The 22,346-nt window shown below is 61.5% G+C and carries 22 protein-coding genes, 1 tRNA gene and 1 pseudogene; 9 read left to right on the top strand and 15 right to left on the bottom strand.

The window, feature by feature from the left end:
• Nucleotide 1: 1 nt before the first annotated feature.
• From F6X24_RS04620 to F6X24_RS04590, 8 genes are all read right to left on the bottom strand, one after another.
• A tRNA-Asn gene (locus F6X24_RS04620) sits at nucleotides 2-75 on the bottom strand.
• Between the two features lie 105 nt (nucleotides 76-180).
• A complete protein-coding gene (locus F6X24_RS04615) occupies nucleotides 181-624 on the bottom strand; it encodes a Rieske (2Fe-2S) protein (protein WP_151086839.1) in 444 nt (147 codons plus the stop codon).
• A gap of 91 nt (nucleotides 625-715) precedes the next feature.
• Nucleotides 716-1,693: a signal recognition particle-docking protein FtsY gene (gene ftsY, locus F6X24_RS04610; protein WP_151086838.1), complete on the bottom strand. Its 978-nt coding sequence runs from the start codon at nucleotides 1,691-1,693 to the stop codon at nucleotides 716-718.
• Between the two features lie 184 nt (nucleotides 1,694-1,877).
• Nucleotides 1,878-2,036: a DUF4295 domain-containing protein gene (locus tag F6X24_RS04605; RefSeq protein WP_151086837.1), complete on the bottom strand. Its 159-nt coding sequence runs from the start codon at nucleotides 2,034-2,036 to the stop codon at nucleotides 1,878-1,880.
• Between the two features lie 8 nt (nucleotides 2,037-2,044).
• A complete protein-coding gene (gene rpmG, locus F6X24_RS04600) occupies nucleotides 2,045-2,227 on the bottom strand; it encodes a 50S ribosomal protein L33 (protein WP_133659579.1) in 183 nt (60 codons plus the stop codon).
• Nucleotides 2,228-2,404: 177 nt separating this feature from the next.
• The gene (rpmB, locus tag F6X24_RS04595) at nucleotides 2,405-2,644 is read right to left on the bottom strand and encodes a 50S ribosomal protein L28 (RefSeq protein WP_068339669.1); all 240 of its coding nucleotides are present in this window, start codon (nucleotides 2,642-2,644) and stop codon (nucleotides 2,405-2,407) included.
• A 138-nt stretch (nucleotides 2,645-2,782) separates the two neighbouring features.
• A complete protein-coding gene (locus F6X24_RS18875) occupies nucleotides 2,783-2,941 on the bottom strand; it encodes a DUF5522 domain-containing protein (RefSeq protein ID WP_191906459.1) in 159 nt (52 codons plus the stop codon).
• Complete coding sequence (locus F6X24_RS04590; protein ID WP_151086836.1) at nucleotides 2,931-3,317, bottom strand: RidA family protein; 387 nt, start codon at nucleotides 3,315-3,317, stop codon at nucleotides 2,931-2,933. Before F6X24_RS04590 ends, F6X24_RS18875 begins: the two co-directional genes overlap by 11 nt.
• Nucleotides 3,318-3,429: 112 nt before the next feature.
• On the opposite strand from F6X24_RS04590, the gene rocD reads away from it, so the two are divergent.
• The 5 genes from rocD to F6X24_RS04565 all read left to right on the top strand — a co-directional run bounded on the left by rocD (nucleotide 3,430) and on the right by F6X24_RS04565 (nucleotide 8,138).
• Entirely contained in the window at nucleotides 3,430-4,683 is a 1,254-nt protein-coding gene (gene rocD, locus F6X24_RS04585) for an ornithine--oxo-acid transaminase (RefSeq protein ID WP_151086835.1), read from the top strand.
• A 102-nt stretch (nucleotides 4,684-4,785) separates the two neighbouring features.
• The gene (locus F6X24_RS04580) at nucleotides 4,786-5,913 is read left to right on the top strand and encodes an NAD(P)/FAD-dependent oxidoreductase (RefSeq protein WP_151086834.1); all 1,128 of its coding nucleotides are present in this window, start codon (nucleotides 4,786-4,788) and stop codon (nucleotides 5,911-5,913) included.
• A gap of 59 nt (nucleotides 5,914-5,972) precedes the next feature.
• Complete coding sequence (locus F6X24_RS04575) at nucleotides 5,973-6,512, top strand: hypothetical protein (protein ID WP_151086833.1); 540 nt, start codon at nucleotides 5,973-5,975, stop codon at nucleotides 6,510-6,512.
• 115 nt (nucleotides 6,513-6,627) lie between these two features.
• A complete protein-coding gene (gene hemB / locus F6X24_RS04570; RefSeq protein ID WP_151086832.1) occupies nucleotides 6,628-7,614 on the top strand; it encodes a porphobilinogen synthase in 987 nt (328 codons plus the stop codon).
• Between the two features lie 8 nt (nucleotides 7,615-7,622).
• A complete protein-coding gene (locus F6X24_RS04565; RefSeq protein ID WP_229725353.1) occupies nucleotides 7,623-8,138 on the top strand; it encodes a GNAT family N-acetyltransferase in 516 nt (171 codons plus the stop codon).
• Between the two features lie 71 nt (nucleotides 8,139-8,209).
• Here F6X24_RS04565 and F6X24_RS04560 read toward each other — a convergent pair whose 3' ends face one another.
• The 4 genes and pseudogenes from F6X24_RS04560 to F6X24_RS04545 form a co-directional block, all read right to left on the bottom strand.
• On the bottom strand, nucleotides 8,210-9,610 hold the full coding sequence (locus tag F6X24_RS04560; RefSeq protein WP_151086831.1) for an APC family permease: 1,401 nt from the start codon (nucleotides 9,608-9,610) through the stop codon (nucleotides 8,210-8,212).
• 73 nt (nucleotides 9,611-9,683) lie between these two features.
• Nucleotides 9,684-10,073, bottom strand: a complete 390-nt coding sequence (locus tag F6X24_RS04555; RefSeq protein WP_229725351.1) for a DoxX family protein — start codon at nucleotides 10,071-10,073, stop codon at nucleotides 9,684-9,686.
• Between the two features lie 10 nt (nucleotides 10,074-10,083).
• The gene (locus F6X24_RS04550; protein WP_151086829.1) at nucleotides 10,084-12,276 is read right to left on the bottom strand and encodes a protein-disulfide reductase DsbD family protein; all 2,193 of its coding nucleotides are present in this window, start codon (nucleotides 12,274-12,276) and stop codon (nucleotides 10,084-10,086) included.
• 120 nt (nucleotides 12,277-12,396) lie between these two features.
• A pseudogene (locus F6X24_RS04545) lies at nucleotides 12,397-12,899 on the bottom strand (phosphoheptose isomerase).
• 217 nt (nucleotides 12,900-13,116) lie between these two features.
• Between F6X24_RS04545 and lptB the strand changes: the two are divergent.
• The 3 genes from lptB to F6X24_RS04530 all read left to right on the top strand — a co-directional run bounded on the left by lptB (nucleotide 13,117) and on the right by F6X24_RS04530 (nucleotide 16,410).
• Nucleotides 13,117-13,857: an LPS export ABC transporter ATP-binding protein gene (gene lptB / locus F6X24_RS04540; RefSeq protein ID WP_151086828.1), complete on the top strand. Its 741-nt coding sequence runs from the start codon at nucleotides 13,117-13,119 to the stop codon at nucleotides 13,855-13,857.
• Between the two features lie 78 nt (nucleotides 13,858-13,935).
• Entirely contained in the window at nucleotides 13,936-15,489 is a 1,554-nt protein-coding gene (locus F6X24_RS04535; protein WP_151086827.1) for a GH3 auxin-responsive promoter family protein, read from the top strand.
• Nucleotides 15,490-15,981: 492 nt separating this feature from the next.
• Entirely contained in the window at nucleotides 15,982-16,410 is a 429-nt protein-coding gene (locus tag F6X24_RS04530; RefSeq protein WP_151086826.1) for a hypothetical protein, read from the top strand.
• On the opposite strand, the gene F6X24_RS04525 is transcribed toward F6X24_RS04530, so the two are convergent.
• Together F6X24_RS04525 and F6X24_RS04520 are read right to left on the bottom strand one after the other, a co-directional pair.
• A complete protein-coding gene (locus tag F6X24_RS04525; protein ID WP_229725176.1) occupies nucleotides 16,374-17,072 on the bottom strand; it encodes an IS630 family transposase in 699 nt (232 codons plus the stop codon). The genes F6X24_RS04530 and F6X24_RS04525 overlap by 37 nt on opposite strands.
• Entirely contained in the window at nucleotides 17,069-17,539 is a 471-nt protein-coding gene (locus tag F6X24_RS04520) for a helix-turn-helix domain-containing protein (protein ID WP_151086744.1), read from the bottom strand. The genes F6X24_RS04525 and F6X24_RS04520 overlap by 4 nt, the downstream gene beginning before the upstream one ends.
• 628 nt (nucleotides 17,540-18,167) lie before the next feature.
• On the opposite strand from F6X24_RS04520, the gene F6X24_RS19400 reads away from it, so the two are divergent.
• A complete protein-coding gene (locus tag F6X24_RS19400; RefSeq protein WP_394349943.1) occupies nucleotides 18,168-18,398 on the top strand; it encodes a transposase in 231 nt (76 codons plus the stop codon).
• Between the two features lie 779 nt (nucleotides 18,399-19,177).
• Here the strand turns inward: F6X24_RS19400 and F6X24_RS04515 are convergent.
• A complete protein-coding gene (locus tag F6X24_RS04515) occupies nucleotides 19,178-21,454 on the bottom strand; it encodes a beta strand repeat-containing protein (RefSeq protein WP_151086825.1) in 2,277 nt (758 codons plus the stop codon).
• Between the last annotated feature and the right edge of the window lie 892 nt (nucleotides 21,455-22,346).

The following is a 22,346-nucleotide window of genomic DNA, read 5'->3' as shown; positions in this document are numbered from 1 at the left end:
GCGCTCCCTCCTGGGCTCGAACCAGGGACCCTCTGATTAACAGTCAGATGCTCTAACCGGCTGAGCTAAGGAAGCTTTATATTCCGAAACCGGCGCTTTCGGGCTGCAAAGATAGGGGAGGTGTTTTCCAAAAAACAAGCTTCTCGTAATAATTTGCGTGCTTTTCTCAAAAAAAGTCTTTTAGTTTGTGATTGTCAATAAACTACCATCGAGATTGGTTGTATACTGTCGTAGCGAGCGGGTGGCGGGGCCCGACGTCACCTGGCCTTGCAGACTGAAGTGCGAGGTACAGCAGCTATCCTGAAAGTAGAGGTGTGAGCTATGGTCGAGGCTAATGGTAGCGCAGGCACTTAGCGGTTGGTAAGGGCAATTGCGCTCAAAGGCCAGGTAGCTTGTAGCATTCTGCCGTACCACGTAGATGCCCTTTACGCCACCGTGCCCATTGGCGCTACCCGGCGGAATAGCTACCACGCCGTTATCGAAACGCAGGGCCTTATTTTGCTGGTCGAGCAGGTCAAGCTGCACGTTTACTGGCACATAAGGAATGGTAGAGGCTGCATCGGTATTGCTGTTGCAGGCGGCCAGCAGCCCGCTGGCCAGCAGGCAGAGAAGGAGAATGCGCATTACAGAGATAGCTAGTAACTGAGCTTTTCAACGCACAAAAGCGCCCGGTAGTCTACCGAACGCTTTTGGCGGGAGTATTTTTACAGAAAAGCTATTTTTTAAACAATGAATTGACAAACGTGTGGCGGTCAAATAGCTGCAAGTCAGTCATCTTTTCCCCAACTCCTATGTAGCGAACCGGAATACTAAACTGGTCAGAAATGCCAATAACTACCCCGCCCTTGGCGGTACCGTCGAGCTTGGTGATGGCCAGGGCCGATACCTCGGTGGCGCGGGTAAACTCCTTGGCCTGCAAAAAAGCGTTCTGACCGGTGCTGCCATCGAGCACGAGCAATACTTCATGCGGGGCTTCGGGGATAACCTTCTGCATGACGCGCTTGATTTTACTCAGCTCGTTCATCAGGTTCACTTTATTGTGCAGGCGGCCGGCAGTGTCGATGATGACCACGTCGGCGCCCATCTCCACGCCTTTTAGCACGGCGTCGTAGGCTACGGCGGCGGGGTCGGTGTTCATGCCGTGCGAGATAACGGGCACGCCCACTCGCTGGCCCCACACAATGAGCTGGTCGACGGCCGCGGCCCGGAAGGTATCGGCCGCACCGAGCACTACCTTCTTGCCCGCCGCATGAAAGCGGTGCGCCAGCTTGCCGATGGTCGTCGTCTTGCCCACGCCATTGACGCCCACTACCATGATGACGAACGGATGGCCCGGGCTATCGGGCCGGTCAAGAATAGCCCGCGAGCCGGTACGGTCGCCGTGTGCATCAAGCAGACCCACAATCTCTTCGCGCAAGATGCGGTCAAGCTCATTGGTACTCACGTACTTGTCGCGAGCTACCCGCTTCTCGATGCGGTCGATGACTTTCACGGTGGTATCGATGCCTACATCGGCGTGTACGAGCAACGTCTCCAAGTCGTCGAGCACTGCTTCGTCCACGGTGTTTTTACCCACCACGGCCTTGCTGAGCTGGTCGAAGAAGCTGGTTTTCGTCTTCTGCAAGCCTTCGTCGAGCGCCTGCTGCTGCTCTTTATTTTCCTTGTCTTTCTTAAAAAAGTCGAAGAGGCCCATATACTTAGCGTGTCGTCCTGAGCTTGCGAAGGACCTTATCACGCCCGCGCCGCAATGATGAGTAGTAACTCTGACGAACGCAGCCGTGATAAGATGCTTCGTTCTTCAGCTTGACAGAAATTGGTTTACACGAAAAAAGTCCCACGAAGGTGGGACTTTTTTGCTTCATCAGCGGCTGGGCAGCTTACTTATTGCTGGCCAGAACTTCCTGCACCTTGTCAACGGGTACCATTTCCTCTTTAAAGGTATAGGCACCGGTCTTCTCCGAGCGCACGGCACGAATTACTTTCGCCCAGTCTTTGCCGGTGGCAGTTTTCAGGGTTGCTACTACTTTCTTAGCCATGACTCAGGTTATTTAATTTCCTTGTGAACAGTCATTTTACGCAGAATCGGGTTGAATTTCTTCAGCTCGATGCGCTCGGGGGTGTTCTTGCGGTTCTTGGTGGTGATGTAGCGCGAGGTGCCCGGCATACCCGAGTTTTTATGCTCGGTGCACTCCATGATAACCTGCACCCGGTTTCCTTTCTTGGCCATCGCGACGGGAGGGGGGTTAATTTTTTAATTTAGGACTGCAAAGGTACGGTTTTTTTTCGAAAAACCGCAACGTATTGTCGGCCTGCTTTCTGCCCATCCAGCCCGGTGCGCCTGGCACAAGGGGCTTTTTAGCAACAAACCCGAAAAAGATATCCTTTACAGTACCGAAAGCGGATACTAATACACAATAAAGCCTTGCTCCTTGGCCTTCTTCAAGGTGGCCATGATGCCGTTCTTGTTGATGGTGCGGATGGTCGAAGCGGCTACTTTCAGCGTAACCCAGGCATCTTGCTCAGGAATGTAAAAGCGCTTTTTCTGCAAGTTGGGGTAGAACTTACGCTTGGTCTTGTTGTTGGCGTGCGACACGTTGTTACCTACGCGGGTACGCTTGCCGGTCAAATCACAAACTCGGGCCATGATATCGAAGGGTTAGATGATGCTATTCCGAAACGGGCCGCAAATATACGCAAAAAATGTGAAGATGTAAAAATTTGGAAATGTGCAAGATGCCCTACTACCCGGCAGCTTTTCGTTTTCACATTCTTAACATTTTCCTTATTTGCCACATTTTCCTCGCCACGGGCAATGGCGGCACCCGCTGCCGCAGCAGGTGCCCCGGCGCAGGTGATACTGGGCCGTAAAGACCAGGTAGCCTTCGGGCGTGTAGTAAAAGTCGCCGGGCTGCAGCGGCTGGGGCTGGGCGCTAGCGGGCATCGGGCAGGGCGGCGATGCACTCGATTTCAACCAGCGCGTCGAGGGGCAGGCGCGATACCTCGACGGTAGTGCGGGCCGGGCGATGCGCGCCGAAAACGTCGGCGTACACTGTGTTCATGCGGGCAAAATCGGCGAAATTTTTCAGAAACACCGTTGTTTTCACGATGTTGGCCAAGCTCAGGCCGCGGCTCGATAGTACGGTATGCAGGTTGGTGAGCGCCTGGCGGGTTTGCTCCTCTATCGTAGTGGCCTCGATGCGCATGGTGGCGGGCACCAGGGGCGTCTGGCCCGAGCAGAAGACAAAGCCGCCCGCTACAATGGCCTGGGCATAAGGGCCCACGGCCTGAGGGGCATCGGGATGGTGCAGGGTTTCCATAGGCCGCAAAGGTAGCGGCAGCCCGGCGGCGGGCCGAAAAAGCCGCTGCTTTGTTTGTAATTTTGAGCGACCCGACAGTGTTCTCTCCCACCCTTTTAGCCGCCTTTTCCCTATGCAGTCCACCACCGATAACACGCTGACCAGTTCGCGCGCCGAAGAGCTTATGCAGCTCGAAGACCAGTACGGGGCGCATAACTACCACCCGCTGCCCGTGGTGCTAAGCCGGGGCCGGGGCGTGCAGCTCTGGGATGTGGCCGGCAAGCAGTACTTCGACTTCCTTTCCGCGTATTCGGCCGTAAACCAGGGCCATTGCCACCCGCGCATTATTGGGGCGCTCACCGAGCAGGCGCAGAAGCTGACGCTGACTTCGCGAGCATTTTTCAACGACCGGCTGGGCGCGGCCGAAAAGCAGCTTTGCGAGCTGTTTGGCTACGAGAAGGCGTTGCTGATGAACTCGGGAGCGGAAGCCGTGGAAACGGCGCTTAAGCTGGCCCGCAAGTGGGGCTACCAGGAAAAAGGCATTGCGCCCAACCAGGCGCGCATTGTGGTGGCCGAGCACAACTTCCACGGCCGCACCACGGGCATTATTTCGTTCAGCACCGACGGCGACAGTACGGGCGGCTTCGGACCCTTCGTACCAGGCTACCAGGTAGTGCCGTACGACGACAGTGAGGCGCTGGCCGAGGCACTGAAAGACCCGCACGTCTGCGGCTTTTTGATTGAGCCCATTCAGGGTGAGGCGGGTGTAGTAGTGCCGCACGAGGGCTACCTGAAACGGGCCGCCGAGCTGTGCCGCGAGCACAACGTGCTACTTATCACCGACGAGATTCAGACCGGCCTGGGCCGTACCGGCAAGCTATTGGCTACGGACTACGAAGAAGTGCGCGGCGATATTCTTATTCTGGGCAAAGCCCTGAGCGGCGGCGTGCTGCCGGTATCGGCGGTGCTGGCCGATGATGCGATAATGCTCACCATTCAGCCGGGGCAGCACGGCTCCACGTTTGGCGGCAACCCACTGGCCTGCGCCGTGATGCAGGCCGCACTCGACGTGCTGCTCGACGAAAAGCTGGCCGACAATGCCTATCGGCTGGGCGAAATTTTCCGCCAGCAGATGCGGGCCGTGCAGCAGCGCCGGCCCGACGTGGTGGAGCTGGTGCGCGGCCGGGGCCTGCTCAACGCGGTAGTTATCCGGCCCGCCGCCGATGGCCGCACCGCCTGGGACGTGTGCGTCAGCCTCATGCAGCACGGCCTGCTGGCCAAGCCCACGCACGGCGATATTATCCGCTTTGCGCCGCCGCTAGTGATTACCGAAAGCGAATTGCGCGAGGCCTGTGGCATTATTGAGGAAGTACTGATGGCCTTCTAAGCGCAAGATTGCGCGAGGTCAACAGAGGTTTCGCGAGGCTTGAGAAGTTTGGACGACTATTACCTTGCGAAACCTCTTTTCACTTTGCGAAACCTTGCGCTTATGCTTTCTTACTGGGAGCACGAGTCTTTTTTTGGCCCGGCCGATGTGGTTATCATCGGGGCGGGGCTGGTGGGCCTCACGGCAGCGCTGTACCTGAAGCAGCAACGGCCCGGCTGGCGGGTGGTAGTGCTGGAGCGCGGGCCGCTACCCAGCGGAGCTTCGACCAAAAACGCCGGCTTTGCCTGCTTTGGGTCGGTTTCGGAGCTGATTGAGCAGGAAAAGCGCGGCGACCTGCAAGCCGTGGTAGCGGCCCGCTGGGCGGGGCTGGCCCGCCTGCGCGAGCTGCTGGGCGACGCCACCCTCGATTACCAGCCCGTGGGTGGCTACGAGCTGTTTCGCCACCAGGAAGCTGCCCTGGCTGCCGAGTGCCGGGCTAAAATCGGGTATTTCAACGAGCTGCTGCGGCCGGTAGTGGGCCACGCCCGCACCTTCCGCGATGCCAGCGACCAGGCGGGCCGCTTTGGCTTCGGCGGCGTGAGCACATTGCTGAAAAATGAGCACGAAGGCAGCCTCGACGCGGGCCGCATGATGCGCGCCCTGCTGGCCCGCGCCTGGGCCGCTGATGTGCCCGTGTTAACGGGCTGCGATGTGGCCGCCCTGGAGCCTTCGGGGGCGGGGCAGCTGGTGCACCTGGCCGCCGGCCCCGCCGTGCAGGCCAGCCGAGTGCTGCTGGCAACCAATGCGTTTGCCGCCGAGCTGCTGCCCGAGCTGGCCGTGACGCCCGGCCGCGGGCAGGTGCTCGTGACGGAGCCGCTGCCCGACGTGGCGCTGCCCGGCACCTTTCACTACGACCACGGCTATACCTACTTCCGCCAGCTGCCCGACCACCGTATTCTGCTCGGCGGCGGGCGCAACCTCGACTTTGCGGCCGAAGCCACTACTACACCGGGCCTTACGGCTCCCGTGCAGCAATATCTTGAGAATCTGCTGCATGAAGTCATCGTGCCGGGCCAGCAGCCCCGTATCGACTACCGCTGGAGTGGGGTCATGGGCTTTGGCCCCGCCTTGGCCCCGATTATCGACTGGGTGCGGCCGGGCGTGCTGGCCGCCGTGCGCTGCAATGGCATGGGCGTAGCCCTGGGCACGGGTATTGGCTATGCTGCCGCCGCGAAACTAGCCGGAGCGTAGCGGAAAGCGCCCGGTATCCGTAGAGTACACTCCGCGTTTTTCTTTTGACGTTCTTTTCTATGCCTTTTGCTACGCGCTTTCGCCTGGTTCGCTCCTATTCGCTTGCGCTCATGCTGGCAATTGCCGGCCTGGCCAGCAGCTGCCAGAGCAGCCGCCCCAGCTTCTCATTTCAGCCGGTGCCGAGCCAGCCGGTATTGGCCAGCCCCGTATCGGCTCCGGTAAGCCCGACCAGCGAGCCGGCGCCGGAAGCTGCGCCAGTGCTTACCACTACCGTTCCCCATATGCCTGAGCCGGCTCGCCCCCAGCACCGCGCCGCGCTGGTGGCCCCGCTCCGGCACCTGGCGGCAGTAGCCACCAGACAGCAGCTGGTGCATCGCCCTGGCCGCAAGCCTACCACTGAAGGAGCGGCCGAAAGCGGGCTGGGCCGCGTGGCGCTATTTTTTATCGGAGTAATAGCAGTGGTACTGGCCGGTCTGGCCGCGCTGGTCAATCTGATTTTCAGCGTCGGCTTCTTTACCGCGCTGGGCTACACGGCGGCGGGGCTGGTCGTACTGGCGCTGCTGTACTTGTTAGTAAGTGGCAAAAAGAAAAAGGCGTGATATAACATATATTTTAATTTATATTATATAAAGTAAAGCCCAAGTTTATCCTGGGAAGTCATTATTTTGCGGCTGGGTAGGCACACAAACAGCCCGGCCGCCTGTTGTCTTTGCTATGATTCCAACTCACCGCCCCCGCCGCAACCGTAAGTCGCAGGTTATCCGCGACATGGTGCAGGAAACCCGCCTTACTGCCCACGATTTTATTTACCCGGTTTTTATAGTTGAAGGCCAGAACCAGCGCCTCGAAGTAAAGTCGATGCCCGGCGTGTATCGCTACTCGGCCGACCGCATTATCGACGAGATTGGCGCGGCCGTGGCGCTGGGCATCAACGCATTTGCGCCGTTTCCGGGCCTCAACGACGCCCTAAAAGACCCGTTGGCCCGCGAATCGACCAACATGGACGGGCTGTACCTGAAAACGGTGGCCGACATCAAGCGCCAGTTTCCCGACGTGGTAGTTATGACCGACGTGGCCATGGACCCCTACTCGTCGGATGGCCACGATGGCGTGGTAAACCAGAAAACCGGCGAAATCCTGAACGATGCCTCACTCGAAGTGCTGGGGCAGATGGCGCTGGCCCAGGCCCGCGCCGGGGCCGATATCATCGGGCCATCGGACATGATGGACGGCCGCGTGGCCTGGATACGCGACGTACTCGACCGCAACGCATTTCAGCACGTGAGCATTATGAGCTACACTGCGAAGTACGCCTCGGCCTTCTACGGTCCGTTCCGCGATGCGCTCGACTCGGCGCCCAAAAAAGGCGACAAGAAAAGCTACCAGATGAACCCCGCCAACCGCCTCGAAGCCCTGCGCGAGCTACAGCTCGACGAAGCCGAAGGCGCTGACATGGTGATGATTAAGCCCGCCCTAAGCTACCTCGACATCATTCGGGAAGTGAAGAACAACACCAACCTGCCCGTGACGGCCTACAACGTGAGCGGCGAGTACGCCCTCATCAAGGCCGCTGCCCAGCAGGGCTGGGTCGATGGCGAAAAGACCATGATGGAAGTGCTGCTGAGCATCAAGCGCGCCGGGGCCGATGCCATCTTGACGTATTTTGCCAAGGAAGCGGCCGAGGTATTGCGGCGCGGCTAACCTGTAATATGACAACTGATTTGACCATTCGCCGCGCCACGGTGGCCGATTTGCCGGCCATCGTAGCGCTGGTGCGCGCCGTGGTGCCGCTGATGAATGCCAGCGGCAACTTTCAGTGGACCACCGACTACCCGAACGAAGGCGTTTTCCGGCAAGATATTGAAAAGCAGCACCTGTGGGTGGCCGAGCGCCTGGGCGAAATCGAAGGCGTGGCCGCCCTTACTCAGGACCAGGACCCCGAATATGCTGATGCCGACTGGGATGCGACCGAGCCGGCCCTCGTGACGCACCGGTTGGCCGTGGCCCCCGCGGCCCAGGGCCGGGGCGTGGCCGCCGCGCTGCTGCGCCAAGCCGAGCAGGAGGCTGTTTTGCAAAACTTGCGCACCCTGCGCGTCGATACCAACTCCCAAAACGCAGCTACCCAGCGGCTTTTTCCGAAGCTGGGGTATCGGTTTGCAGGCGAGATAAAGCTGGCGTTCCGGCCGGGACTGCGTTTTTTCTGCTACGAAAAGCGGCTGGGGTAATCAGGCTATCGGGAATAAAAAAAGAACGTCTTGGTTTCTTCGTCAACAGGACGTTCTTTTTTAGGGTTAGCTTACCGCGCATATGGCCACTTCCCAGCCTGCCGGCTCCATAGCAAAAAGGCTATACTCCCCAGCGCCATCATGCCCACGGCAGCCAGCTGAAAATACAGCTTGAAATGCACCCCGCCCCAGCTTACCTCGGCCGGCGCAATACCCACGAACACCGTCAGCCACACCAGGATAACGACGATGACGGGCAAGGGATAGAGCGGCATTTTGAAAGGCAGCGACGCCGTGCCACGCCGACGGCGCAGCAGCACCAGCCCCACCGCCTGCCCCACAAACTGCACCAGAATACGCATGGCCAGGATGGCCGAAATCACCTCGCCCAGCCGGAACAGCAGGCTGAATACGAAGCCCACGCCGCCCAGCAGTAGCAGCGACACGTAGGGAAACTGCTTGGTAGGATGCAGCTTACCAAAAACCGGCAGAAACTCGCCATCGGCCGCTGCTGCGTAGGGGATGCGCGAATAGCCCAGCAGCACCGCAAACAGTGAGGCAAACGCCACCAGCAGCACCAGCGCCGTGGCCGCCTGCGCCGCGGCCGGCCCGTAGAGCCGCTCCATAAACACGCTGATAATGAACTGTGACTTGTCGCCCGCCCCGGCCTGCCAGGTCTGTACTTCCTGCCACGGAATAACGGTACCCACGCTCCAGTTGAGCAGTAGATACAGCGCTGCGATGCCCAGAATACTCAGGAAAATACTGCGCGGGATGACCTTTTCGGGACCTTTAATTTCGGCCCCGAGGTGGCACACATTGTAGTAACCAAGGTACGAATACACGGTTTTAACGGCCGCCTGGCCCATTGCCACCGAAATAAGCAGCCCCGGCAGCTTGCCCACGCCGCCGGCCGGCAGCCAGGCCACCGGGTGGTTGGCGTGGGTGAGGCCGCCGAAAATTAGCCAGCCCATGAGGCCCAGCACGCCCACCCACAGCGCCACGCCCAGCTTGCCAATATCCTCAATACGGCGGTAGAGCAGCGCAATCAGCAACAACACGACCGAGCCGGCCACCAGCTTGGGCTGCCACCACAGCGGCAGCGGCACGAGGTAGCTGAAGTATTGGGCAAAGCCAATGGCCCCCGACGCCAGCACCAGTGGCGACTGAATAAGCGTTTGCCAGACGTAGAGAAACGACATGTAGCGCCCCCACTTCTGCTCGCCGTAGGCCAGCTTGAGGAAGCGGTACGAGCCGCCCGCCTCGGGGTAGGCCGCGCCCAGCTCGCTCCAGATGAGGCCATCGACGGCGGCCAGCGCCGCGCCTGCCAGCCAGGCCAGCAGGAAGTTGGGGCCCATGAAACCCATCACCAGCGGCAGGGTCACGAACGGCCCGATGCCCACCATATCAATCATATTGAGGGCCGTGGCTTGCACCAGACCCAAACGGCGCTGTAAAGAAGGTTGCGACATAGGCGGCGAAAGTAGTAGCTAAAGCGAAGGAGGGCGGACTTTGTAGTCTGTACAGAAGCAGGTCGAGCGCGGACTATAAAATCCGGGCTACAGGTCGTCCCAGAGTAATCCGCCACACGGCCCACATCAGCAGTGGCTGCAGTGGCAGGCGAGCCCACGCTACCCAGGCCGGAATATGCAATTTTTCGCATATTTGTAACATGTACACATTAGCCGGCAATACGGCTACCAGCAGCGCCAGCAGGCCCCACGCGGCCCAGCGACGGGTGGCGGGCAGCAGCAAGCCCAGACCGCCGGTTACCTCGGCCGCGCCGCTGAGCAGCACCAGCAGCCGGGGCGCGGGCAGGGCCGGCGGCATAATGCGCAGGTAGGTTTCGGGCCGGATGAAGTGCAGCAGGCCCGCACCCACAAACAATAGGGCCAAGCCGTAGCGCAGCCAGCGCCGGCCGGCGGGCTCCCTCACCGCTGCCATGCTAGTGATGGCCGGCGCGCAGGGCCGCGAGGCCGGCATCGAGGAAGCGCACGAAGTTGTCGGGGTCGTAGTTGGCGCCCTGCGGGGTAGCCAGCACGCGCTCGGTAGCGGGGTCAAGCTGCACGTAGAAGGGCTGCGAGTTGGCATTGTAGCGGCTGGCCTGGAACTCGCTCCACTTGTTGCCGATGGTGCGAATGGTTTTGCCACCCTGCACTTTCGACTCTACCTGCTCGTTGGCGGGCAGCTCGGTTTTGTCGTCTACGTAAAGCTGCACCAGCACGAAGTCGTTGCGTAGGCGCTGGAGCACGCGCGGGTCGGGCCACACGGTGGCTTCCATCTTGCGGCAGTTGACGCAGGCGTTGCCGGTGAAGTCGATGAGTATCGGCTTGTTAACTTTCTGAGCATAGGCGCGGGCCTCATCGTAGTCGAAGTACGCATCGAGGCCCAGCGGCGCGCGAAACAGGTTGCCGTACTTGTGCTGCGCGTGGGGCGCGGCGGCCGGACCTGCGCCACCGCCCAGGGTAGGCGTGTAGAGGTCAAAATCCTGGGTGTGCTGCGGGGGCAGGAAGCCCGACACGGCTTGCAGCGGTGCGCCCCACAGGCCCGGCACCAGGTAGGTGGTGAAGGCCAGCACGATAATGGCCAGAAACAGCCGGGGCAGCGACACATATTCCAGCGGGCTATCGTGCGAGAACCGGATTTTACCCAGCAGGTAGAAGCCCAGCAGTGTGAAGATGATAACCCAGAGCGAGAGAAAGACCTCACGGTCGAACCACTGCCAGTGGTAAGCCAGGTCCACGTTGGAAAGGAATTTCAGGGCCAGCGCCAGCTCCAGGAAGCCCAGCACCACCTTCACCGAGTTTAGCCAGCCGCCCGACTTGGGCAAAGATTTGAGCAGCGCCGGAAACGCGGCAAACACCGTGAAGGGCAGCGCCAGCGCCAGCGAGAAGCCAAACATACCTAGTGCCGGCGACAGCAAATGCCCCGTGCTGGCCGCCTGCACCAGCAAGGTGCCGATGATGGGCCCGGTGCACGAAAACGACACCAGCGCCAGCGTAGCCGCCATGAAGAAGATGCCCGCCAGGCCGCCCTTGTCGGCCTGGGTGTCGGTTTTGGCAATCCAGGAATTGGGCAAGGTCAGCTCGAACGCGCCTAGAAATGAAGCCGCGAACACCACCAGCAAGGCGAAAAACACCAGATTAAAAACCCCGTTGGTGGCCAGGTTGTTGAGCGCATCGGCCCCGAACACGACGGTTACCAGCAAGCCCAGCGCCACGTAGATAACGATGATACTCAGGCCATAAAACGCCGCCCGGCCTACCGAGCCGGCCTTCGAATACTCACCCTTGGTGAAGTAGCTGACCGTGAACGGCAGCAGCGGGAAGATGCACGGCATGAGTAGCGCGGCCAGCCCGCCCACAAAGCCCGCCAAAAAAATAGCCCACAGCGACTGCGCAGTCGCCGGTGCGGATACTGCCTGTGCCGTGGCCGCGGCCACGGCCGGCTTACTGGCCGCTACTGCCGAGTCGGCCGCCGCGGCGGGGGCTAGTGTCGGCGCCGGGCCAGCGTCGGGCCGGAAGGCGACCGTATCGGCTGGCTTCGTGGCGACAGGGGCAGGCGTAGCCAGGGGAGCAGAAGCCGCTTTTGGGGTCGTTTTGACGGCCGACGCGGGCGGCAGAGCGGGCTGGGCCGCAGCCGGCGCGGCGGCTCCTTTCACGGCCACGCTGAAGTCAAGGTCGTCGGGCGGCAGGCACTTCTCATCGTTGCACACCATGAAGGTGACGGTGCCCTTCACGGTTGTTTTGGCGGCTTTGAGGCGAATCTTCTGGCTGAACACGGCCCGCTTGGGGAAGTAGGCGATGTTCATGTTAAACGCCTTTTCAAATGCCTTCACCGGCTCGGGGCTTTCCGCTACCTTGCCCACCAGCTCGTAGTCGGCCGAAGGCGTAAACTTAAAGCTCGTGGGCTCGGGCCCACCTTCCTCGATAAACTGCGAGTAGATGTGCCAGTTACCGGCAATGGTAGCCGTGGCTGTAAAGGTGACTAAGCCGGTTTTATCGGCTGGCGAAGCGGCAAACTTCCAGGATACGGGCCGCTCAATCTGGGCCTGCGCCACCTGGGCGCACAGCAGCACCAGCGCCAGCAGCCAGCCCAGCCGCCCGGCCGCAGCGCGGCGAAAAACAAATTCTACCATAAACAGCAGCCGCCCGCGGGCCGGCAAGAAAGTACGAAGCCGCAAAGGTCGGGCGCGGTGGCCTCAGTAACAGCACCAACGGGCCGGCAGTTTGCGGCGTCGCGCTTCCGGCGGCCACGCCTAGCGGCCGAAGTCGTCCTGCACGCGCACAATGTCATCCTCATCCGACGGCCGGGTGGCGTCGGTGTGCTGCCAGATTTCGGCAATTACGCCCCAGCCCGCCAGGCCCACCAGGCGGTGGCGCTCGCCCTGCTTCAAAATAACGCGCTCGCCGGGCTGGTACGATTTCACTTCCGTCTGCTCGTCGGTATCGCTGATGGCCACGCCCACCGGCCCTTCCACCACCTGCCAGATTTCGGCGCGGCGGTGATGGTACTGCCAGCTCAGGCGCTGGTGCGGCGCCACGAGCAGCACCTTGGGGCTAAGCTGGCCCGAAATCCGCAGCTTCGCCACGTCCAGACCATTGAAATAGCTATCGGCAAACTGCTGCGCCTGGCTTTCATCGAGTACGAAGAAGCCCCCCAGGGACGGGTCGGGTCCAGGCGCGCCACACGCAAGCCCTGCGCCTGCAACCGCACCATGATTTCGTGAAAAAACTGTTGCTTCTGAGCGTCAGGGGTCATTATAGAGATTATTTCTACTGTTTTTAAGCGGGCGCGGGCTTTGCCGCTTATGCGGGAGCCCGACCCGCGCAAAGCTAGGAAGAGAGTGAGACTGAAAATGGAAGCCGGCCAGCCGGGCGGGTAACCTTGCCCGATAAGGGCAATTTTTACCTGCCCACGGCGCTAGTAGCCAAACCGCTGCCGGCTGGCCCCGGCCGTTTTACCTTTGTCCCAGCCTATGATTCTTCGCGCCGAGCACCTCGTCAAGCAATATAAAGCCCGCACTGTCGTCAATGACATGTCGCTCACCGTGGAGCAGGGCGAAATAGTGGGGCTGCTGGGCCCCAACGGCGCGGGCAAAACCACCTGCTTTTACATGATGGTGGGCATGGTAAAGCCCAATGGCGGCCGCATCTTTCTCGACGATGAGGAGGTAACCCGCCTGCCCATTTACCAGCGGGCCCGGCGCGGCATGGGCTACCTGGCCCAGGAAGCCAGCGTATTCCGCGACCTGAGCGTGGAGGAGAATATTCTCTCGGTGCTCGAAATGACGGATATGCCCAAGGCCGCCCAGCGCAACAAGGTGGAGCAGCTGCTCGAAGAGTTTAGCCTGAGCCACGTGCGCAAAAACCTGGGCAAGGTGCTGAGCGGCGGCGAGCGCCGCCGCACCGAGATAGCCCGCGCGCTGGCCGTGAGCCCCAAGTTTGTACTGCTCGACGAGCCCTTTGCGGGGGTAGACCCTATTGCCACCGAAGAAATTCAGGGCATCGTGGCCCGGCTTAAAAACCAGAATATCGGCGTACTCATTACCGACCACGATGTGCATAAGACCCTCGAAATCGTAGACCGCGCTTACCTGCTTTTCGAGGGCAAGCTGCTGAAAGCCGGTACCGCCGAGGAGCTGGCCGCCGACGAAACCGTGCGCCGCGTATACCTGGGCCGCGACTTTGAGCTGAAAAAGCGCAAGACATTTGAATAAGGGAGCAGGAAAGTGACGGGGGAAACTAAAGCGCTCGTTAGAATCACCGTTTTTTCCTTAATTATAATCTAGTAAGAAGTGCTCGACCAGCTACTTGCCCGCGCCGTTCAGCTTGGCAGCCTGCCCCGGCTGACGCGAGTGCAGCACGAGCCGCTGGCCCGGCAGGCGGCCGTGCTGCGCTACCTGCTGGGCCGGGCGCAGGGCACGGCCTGGGGCCAGCGCTACGGCTACGCGGCCAGCCTGAGTGCCAAGGACTTCGGCCAGCGCGTGCCGGTGAGCACCTACGAGCAGCTCTACCCCGAAATCGAGAAGGTGCTGCACGGCCAGCCCGATGTGCTGTGGCCGGGCCCGGCCCCCCGCTGGCAAGCCCGCAGCAGCGGCACTACCAACGCCCGCAGCAAGTACCTGCCCGTAACCAGCGAGGCGCTGCACCACAACCACTACCGCGCCGGGCGCGACATGCTGGCTCTTTCGACCCGGCTCTACCCCGCCCAGCGCCTGCTGCAAGGCAAAACGCTGAGTCTGGGCGGCAGCCTGGAGACCAGCCCGTTTGGGGGCGCCGCCCAGGCCGGCGACGTATCGGCCCTGGTGATGCAGAGCCTGCCTGGCTGGGCCCAAACCCTGCGCACGCCCCCTTTACCGCTGGCCCTGCTCGAGGAGTGGGAAGACAAGATTGAGCGCATTGCCCGGCATGTGCTGCGCCAGGATGTGCGCGTGCTGGCCGGCGTGCCCACCTGGATGCTTGTGCTGTTGCGCCGCGTGCTGGCCCTGGCCGGGGCTGCCGACCTGCGTGAGGTGTGGCCGCGCCTGAGCTTGTTTCTGCACGGCGCGGTGGCCTTTGGGCCCTACCGTGGGCTGTTTGAGCAGCTGGTGCCGGGCGGGCAGCTGCACTATCTCGAAATCTACAATGCGTCGGAAGGCTACTTTGCCTTGCAGGACGAGCCTGGCAGCCCCGACCTGCTGCTGCTGCTCGACCACGGCATTTACTACGAGTTTTTGCCGGCCGAGCAGTACGACAGCCCCGACCCGCGCCCGGTGCCCCTCGAAGACGTGACCATCGGACCAAGCTACGCACTGGTTATCAGCACTAACGCCGGGCTGTGGCGCTACCTGGTGGGCGATACCGTGCGCTTTACCTCGCTGCGGCCCTACCGGGTGCGCATTACGGGCCGTACCAAGCACTTTCTCAATGCGTTTGGGGAAGAAGTAGTGGTCGAGAATGCCGAGGCGGCCATTGCGGCGGCCGCGCACGCTACGGGGTGCGCCGTGCGCGACTTCACGGCCGCGCCGGTGTATTTTGAGGCTGGCCCCGGCACCTCGCGCGGGGGCCACGAGTGGGCAGTTGAGCTAAGCGGCCCGCCCCCCCCCGATGCCGCCCGCTTCGGGCAGCTGCTGGATGAGGAGCTGCGCCGCCTCAACTCCGACTATGATGCCAAGCGCCACCGCGATTTGGCGCTGGCGCCTCCCCGCGTACACTTTGTGCCGGCCGGCACCTTCGAAAGCTGGCTGCGCGGCCGGGGCCGCCTGGGTGGCCAGCGCAAAGTGCCGCGCCTGGCCAACTCGCGGCAGGTGCTGGAAGAAGTTCTCTCGCTCATGCCTGCCGGGGCGTCAGGGAGCGGCTTACAGCAGTAAAGGCAGTAAAGTCCGCTATCAGCCTGTTCTTCGGGCTACTGTGCCGTAGCTTGGCCAGCAAACCCCGGCGGCCGCAGATTGCCCACCCCGACGCCGAGATGTTTGCCGCTTTCAATGCCCACAACATCCCCAGGCTCATGGGCTCACGCCCGCCCTGGAATTTTATCACGACAAAGGCGGGCTATGCCCAAACGGAACAGGGTTCACCCAAATTAGTAGGCATTCGCCCGATATTCACCGCGAGCTGGTGCCAGGCAGCCTGGAGATGCACCCGACACTTGATTACGCATACATATGAATATATATATTCAATTTCTGCCACCAGGAAAACGGCCGGATTGCGGCAAGCCCAAGTTCACCATGCTCTGGTAGCATAAAGACGGAGCGTGGCGGGTGAGTCGCGTCGTCGGCTACGGGCATTAAGTGCCAGCTCAGAAGTGCACTTTGAGTTAGCTAGGATTCTTCGTATTCCTGTCTGCTAACTTCGTGGGAATGAAAGCACTCTTACTACCTGCTGCGCTACTTCTTACCCCAGTTATCACCTTTGCCCAAGGCGTGGGCATCGGCACTACCGCCCCCGATGCCTCGGCTGCCCTGGAAATAGCCAGCAGTAGCAAGGGTGTGCTGCTGCCGCGCGTGGCTTCAGCCAACAGCATCACCAGCCCCGCACCGGGTCTGCTGGTGTACCAGACCAACGCGCCGGCCGGCTTCTATTATAATGCCGGCACTAACGCGGCCCCCAACTGGCAACAGTTGGCCACCGTGGCCGCCCCCGGTACGGTGGCCAGTGTAACCGGCTTTGCTGGCCTCATTAATATCATCGCGGCCAATGCTAGTGCTTATGTATTCGCCGGACCAACTGCCCTTATTACCATTACTAGTGCTCAGTCAGAGGAATTAGTTACCCTAATTTTCTGGTAATGGCGGTCGAGTTTAACGCGGGCTTTTTCGAGGGTGAACTGCCAGTGGACGGTAACCTGGGCGGCATTGCGCTGGGCCACGCAGGCGGCGACGTGGGCGGTGAGTTCGTCGAGGGTGGGGATGCGCTGGTGCAGGCACTGGCGGGCGATGGCCGAGAGTTCAAGTTCGACCATGTTAAGCCAGGAGGCATTTTTAGGGGTGTAGTGCACCTCGAAGCGGGCAGCCAGCGCGCGGGCCTGGGCGGCGGGCAGGTGCTGGTAGAAGACGGCGTCGGTGTGGGTGTTGAGGTTGTCCTGCACGAGCACGATTTTCTCGGCCTGCGCATAGTGGGCGGCCAAGGCCTGCATAAAACGGCAGTAATCGGCCCCGGTCCGGCGGGCCGAGACCTCGACCAGGCGCTGGCCGGTGCCCGGCTCAAACGCCACCAGCAGGCAGGCCGTGCCCTGGCGCACGTAGGTGCTGCTTTCGCGGCGGGGGCGCCCGGCTCTAGCGGCCTGCTCGCCTACGGCGGGCTGGGCCGGCACCGGGGGCAGGGGTTCGACGGGCTGGCTGTGGAGCACACAAGGGCGCTCATCGAAGCAGACGACGGGGAAAAGCGGGTCGTGAGGCCGCTCGTAGACGGCCAGCACGTCCTCCATGCGGGCTACGAAGGCCGCATTCATCGCCCCGAGGCACCAGTGCTGCTGGCGGTGGGGGTGCAGCTCGTTTTTTTGAGCATCTGGCTCACCGTTTCGTGGGAAATAGTGTCCACCAGGCACAGTTCCACCGCCTTATCGGCCAGCAAGCGCAGGGTCCAGCGGCTATGGCCCACCGGGGCCGGTGTACAGGCTAGCGCCGTGACGGCGGCGCGTTGGGGACCATCAAAGCGGCGTGGCCCACCACTACGCGGGGCCTCGGCCAAGGCGACTTGCCACCCGGCCGCTTCGTACCGGCGGCGTATCTTGCTGACTGCCTGGCGGCTCAGGCCAACGGCTTGGCCGGCGGCCTGCTGGCCGATACCGGTCGCCAAGGCCAGCAGCGCCTGGGCGCGGCGCACGGCTCGTACGGGCCGACGACCGGTGCGCGTGAAATTTTCGAGGGCAGCTTGGTCAGCCGCCGGGAGGGCAAAGGGAGTAAGGGGACGAGACATAAGGCCCCTAACCCGGAGCACAGTGGTTTGTTAATTATTTCCTCTGACGCAGCACTAGTACTAGCCAAAAAGTTGTCGCGTCAGGCACTGCGCCACTTGGGTTGACTACTGGTGGGCCGCTACAAGCGCAGATTGGGATGTGCTATCAGCCAGCTGCTGGCGGTACAATCAGCAACTTTGCGGGCTTTAACTTTTCTATTATAAGGATTGCTGTTGGCCGGGTCGGGGTGCCTGCTGCGGCTACGGTCACCGGGCTGCCACCTGGTACTTATCGGGTAGGCGTAGGCGTGTTAAATAACTCGAACACCGCCATTAATGACAACGACTTTGTCAATGGCTACGTAATGGTTATCAATTAGCTTACTCAGCAGGGTCTTTTTCGTGGGTGGAATATCACCTATCTAAAAGCCGAAGTGCCTGCGCTTGGATCAGGCTTCGCGGCTAGCGAGCTAGGCGGGCATTGTTGCACAGCGCCCGAAGCGGCGCGGAAAAGCACCGTCAACTGTAGTGAGGTAGTCGGGTAAATCTGGACAGAATAGCGTCTTAACTTTCGCATGTCATGAAAGACAGTTCCCCACCTGCTACACGTCGGCGTTAGGATGCCGCTTTTCGCGCCGAGGCGCTACACCTGGACAGTGAAAGCCGCTCGACCCAGGCCGCGGCGCGCGCCCTCCATGTCAACCCCAAACGCATTTATAAGTGGCAGAAGGAAGCCATTACGCCGGTGGCCGCTGCGCGCAGCGGCGCAGAGCTCAAACCGGCCACGGCCGCCGAGTTGCGCCAGCTGCGGGCTTTAGCTCGACGGCAGGCGCAGGAGCTAGAAATTTTAAGAAAAGCCGTCGCCAGTTGCCTGCTATGAGCGCAGGCTCTCGCAGACACCGGGCCAATGAGTCGTTACCGCTTTATTGAAGCACAGCGGGACGCCTATCCCGTACGGCTACTCTGCCAGCTGGCACAGGTACCTGTTAGCGATTATTATGCGTGGCAACAGGCTCAGCAGCAGGCAGTAGACCAGGCAGAGCCGGCCTGGGAAACGGTGCTGGTTAAGGTGTTTGGGGGGCACAAACGCTGTTATAATACGCGCCGGCTCCGCGTCGAACTACGCCGTAAGGGCTACCGCGTCGGGCGGCGGCTACGCACCGCGATGCGTCGCTGGGGCTTGCACGCGCTACAGCCCAAAGCGTTTACGCCGCGCACGACGGACTCCACCCACGGGCTGCGTTGCGCACCTAATCGGCTGCTGGACCAGACTAAACCTACGCAAGCTAATCGGTTATGGGTCAGCGATATCACGTATTTACCGCTGGCCAACGGTGGCTGGGCTTACCTGTGTGCGTACCAAGATATGGTCAGCAAGCAGGTGGTGGGCTGGCACGTGATGGCCACGAATGCCCGAAGAGCTGATTACCATCGCCTTGCAGCGCGTCTTTTGGGCCCAGCCACCCACACCAGGTCTGCTCGTCCACTCGGACCGCGGCGGACAGTAATGCGGTAATGCCTACCACAACCTACTCCACGACTACGAGGCGCTACGCTCTATTTTTTAAGAGGTGGCCGAGCTCCGTAACCAGGCCTTGCTGGTATCCAGCGGAGCCGTGGAGGTACGGGCTTGCATAGGCAGCTCGACGAAGCCGTCGGCTATTCGCGCGTGACAATCCACCACTGCGTGCCGTCGCTTTGCACGGTGATGCCCTTGCCGCCGCTGCTGGTGCCGAGCGTGAAGCTGGTGAAGGTGCCGGTGGTGCCCGCGTCGCGCAGGGTGCCCGTGATGGTATTGCTGTTGGCGTTGCCGTTGAGCAGGTGGTAGAGGCGGCCGGTGTTGGTGGCGCTGGGGGTGGGCAGGGCCACGGCCCCGGTCACCAGCACGGTGTAGTCGGTGTCGGCGATGGTGCCACTGCCCAGCGTGCGGATGCTGGCGGCCACCGAGCCATTGACTTGCAAGGTGCTGTTGGGGGTGAGGGTATTCATGCCCACGTAGCCGGTGCTACGCTGCACTGTGAAGCGGTTCGTGTCGTTGCCCTCTACCACGAAGTCGCCGTTAGTGTTCTGACCGATGTCGAAGAAGGGGCTCGCGGTTGCGTTCTGGAAGCGCAGCTGCGGGTAGTTGACGCCGTTGGCCTGGAAGTAGCCCAGCAACACGGTGCTGAAGCCACCGCCGGGGCCATAGTCTGTGGTAAAGAAGCTGCCGTTGACCATCTGCGAGCGAATGGTGCCACTCACGTCCAGCTTGTTGGCGGGGGTCATGCCGATGCCCAGGTTGCCGCCCACATAGCCGTTGCCGCTCACGGTGGCGCTGCCCGTCACGTCGAGGGCCTGGGTGGGGGCTGTGGTGCCGATGCCCACGCGGGGCAGGCCGTTGTTGTTTTCCAGCGTCAGCACCTGCACGTTGCCGGTGCCGGCGGCGGTGCTGCCGGCACCGGTAGCGCTGTTGTTGAGGAAGAAGTCCAGGTCGTTGCCGCCCGAGCCGAGCGTGCCGTTGTGGCGCGAGCGCACGAAGTGGCGGAACCCACCGTCGTGCCACGAGAACGCCAGCGCCGACGGGTCGTTGGTGCCATTGCTGTCGGCCCCGCCCTGGATGTCGAGCTTGGCGGCGGGCGTGGCAGTGCCCAGGCCGGTACGCACGGCCACGTTGGCGGGGTCGCCCAGCACCACGGCGTCGTCCTGGTCTACGCGGGCGTTATAGCCCAGGGCGGTGGCCCGGTTGCGCTGGGTGCTGCTCAGGTTGGCCCCGCTGCCCAGTAGGGTGTTGAAGGCCCCCGTGGTGATGCTCACGCCCGCGGTGTTGCCCACGGCCACGTTGTCGTCGGCGGTGGAGTTGGCCAGGGCATTGTAGCCGATGCCGATGTTGCGGCTGCCGCTCACGTTGCTATAGCCGGGGTCGTGGCCCACAAACACGTTGTCGGTGCCAGTGGTTAGGCTGCCCCCGGCCTGCACGCCCAGCAACGCGTTGCTGGAGCCGCTGGTGAGCGCGTCGCCAGCCAGGTAGCCCAGCACGGCGTTGTTGATGCCCGAGGTGAGCGAGAGGCCCGCGTTGGTGCCCGCCAGGGTGTTTTGCGTGCCGCTGGGGGCCGTGGCGGGCAGGTTGCTGGTGCCCAGGTACAGGTTGTTGCCGTAGTAGTAGGCCACGGCGTTGCCGCCCACGCGCAGGCCGGTGCTGGCGTTGGCCACGCCCGCCACGTCGAGCGGGTAGGCAGGCGCGGCCACGCCAATGCCCACGTTGCCGCTGGCCTTCACGGCCAGTAGCGACGTGCCCACGCTGCTCTGGGCGCCCTTACTCACGTCGAGGGCGGTAGCGGTGGGGTCGGTGCCATTTATTTTGACGACCACGCCGTTGGCCCGCTGGTTGGTGCCGCCGTTGTAGAACATGCCCACGTAGCCGCTCTGGGTGGCGGCCCAGTTTAGCGAGTTGTTGCCACCGCCGTTGTTGTCGACCCCGAAGGTATTGATGCTGGTATTGGCTAACTGCGTGTTGGGGGTGGTGGTGCCGATGCCGATAAACCCGCTCCCCGTCAGGGCCAGGGTATAGCCGGCGTTGGCGATAGTGGTGGCCTGGGTAAGAGTGCCGCCCAGCCCGATGGCGCTGCCGGTTTTGGTGAGGCCGTTGGTGGCCGTGATGGCCGTGCCCGCCGCCGTGGCCAGCTGCTGCCAGCTGGGAGTTGCCGGGGTGCCGGCATTGTAGTAGAAGCCCGTCGTGCCCCCCGTCTGGTACACAATGAGGCCCGTGGCCGGGCTGGCCAGGGCCGTGGCGTCGGCCACACGGGGCAGCAGCACCCCCTTGCTGCTCACGATGTCGAGCGCCGCCGAGGCATCGGGGGCGGTGGTGCCGATGCCCACGCTGCCAGTCTGAGCCAGGGCAGTCAGCGGCGGCAGTAGTGCCAGTGCGGCGTTGCAGACCAAAGAGTATACTTGTTTCATAGTGTGCGAGCAGAGAAGGTCCCGGCACAGGATATGCCGTGGCTGTAAAGGTCGTGCATGCTCAGCATTAATGTGTTGCATCATTCATGCGACGAGCCCACTTTTTTTAGTTAGGTCCCCTTAAGCCAGGCGGTGGCCCTGGGGCGATGCTCTAAGCCTTGAGCAGCTTTGGCCCATAGCGCTCCAATGTGTCGTAGCCGTAGGCGCTGGCCGAGACGTGGCCTGAGGCAATCTCCTTTAGCGTTTGGTGACCCTCGCTACCCAGCACCAACAGCCCGGCGCCGGTGTGATTACTTTACTAACGGTAACACTAGCGTAGGGGGGGAACCGGCCGGAGTGGTAGCGGAGGGTAAAGAGAGGGGTTGTGTCGTTAAGTTGGCTTGAGCTGCTGCCCGACCTTGCGCTACACGTGCAGGTAGCGTGTATAGAAACTGTCCAAGCGCTTGGGCGAACTCTATGCTAGCACATAGCACTACTCCACCAGCAGGAGAAAGTACGGAATTAATAGCCTGAGTTATGTATTCCTTAGCGTAATGCTACAGACTTTCATCTACTTGAGACGGCCGCGGATAAATTTCGCCAGGAAATAAAGTTGTGCGGGCTGGCCCACCTGCTAGAATGGCACTACCGCACCTAGTGCACCTATAAACCTTCCATTGTCACGGAGTACTTCTTGCTTGGTCTAATGATTCGATTGTAGTAGCTGATGCTTCCTGATTCGGGCTGTCTATCTGGCAGTGTGGTCAGCGAGGAAGTGTCAAGTGTTGTAGTAGACTTGGCTTGGGAAGCTATCAAAAGTGTAATTACGATGGCAAACTAGGGGCATTAAGTTAAAATACCCCTCCAGCGCACCGCTAGAGGGGTATATGTGGGCAATATCGTGCCCAGCAGT

This window comes from Hymenobacter baengnokdamensis, from assembly GCF_008728635.1.
Taxonomy (GTDB): Bacteria; Bacteroidota; Bacteroidia; order Cytophagales; family Hymenobacteraceae; genus Hymenobacter; species Hymenobacter baengnokdamensis.
Note: the sequence above shows the minus strand (reverse complement) of the source record. Positions and strands in the feature narration are given on the sequence as shown.